The sequence below is a fragment of the Sphingopyxis sp. sgz302558 genome, assembly GCF_057220455.1.
The window spans coordinates 1-513 of record NZ_JBXPUZ010000032.1 but is presented as its reverse complement, the minus strand read 5'-3'; the positions used below and the strand labels follow the sequence as shown (position 1 = coordinate 513).

The 513-nt window shown below is 60.4% G+C and carries 1 protein-coding gene; it reads left to right on the top strand.

Features of this window, described 5'->3' with window-relative positions; translation table 11 throughout:
- The first annotated feature begins 155 nt into the window (after positions 1-155).
- Positions 156-485: a DUF736 domain-containing protein gene (locus tag AC2TC0_RS16220; protein WP_484718487.1), complete on the top strand. Its 330-nt coding sequence runs from the start codon at positions 156-158 to the stop codon at positions 483-485.
- The last annotated feature ends 28 nt before the right edge of the window (positions 486-513 follow it).

Here is a 513-nt window from a genome sequence, read left to right as displayed (position 1 = left end):
TCGATGGGCGCTATTTCGGCGTGCTGCGTCTGACCCATGTCATTGGTCGCGCAACCCCAGTCTGGACCGTTGAAGCGGGCAATGGCGACCATGTCTGGTTCGCCGATCCGCGCGCCTCCGAAGCTTCTTTACCCTCAACCCAAGGAGATTGACCCATGCGTATCGGAACCTTTCGTGCCGCCGATGGCGGCTACAACGGGCAATTGCGGACGCTGTCGATTAGCATTGAGATCTCAATCGTCCCGGCAGACCCGTCGGACAGCGAGAATGCTCCGGACTTCCGTGTGGTTGCTGGCGAAGATGAAGACGCGCGCGAAATCGGCGCAGGCTGGAAGCATGTCGGGGAGAAAGCGGGCGATTATGTCAGCGTGCAGATCGATGATCCGTCATTCTTGCAGCCGCTGCGGGCCAACCTCTTCAAGGGCGATGACAACGGCCATGTTTTGGTTTGGTCGCGTCCCGCGCGGCGCGAAAAGGCCAACTGAGCCATGGAGCTCCGCTGCCTCAGCTTCG

Coding starts and splice junctions, on each gene's coding strand:
- AC2TC0_RS16220 (WP_484718487.1), top strand. CDS start 156: ATGCGTATCGGAACCTTTCGTGCCGCCGATGGCGGCTACAACGGGCAA.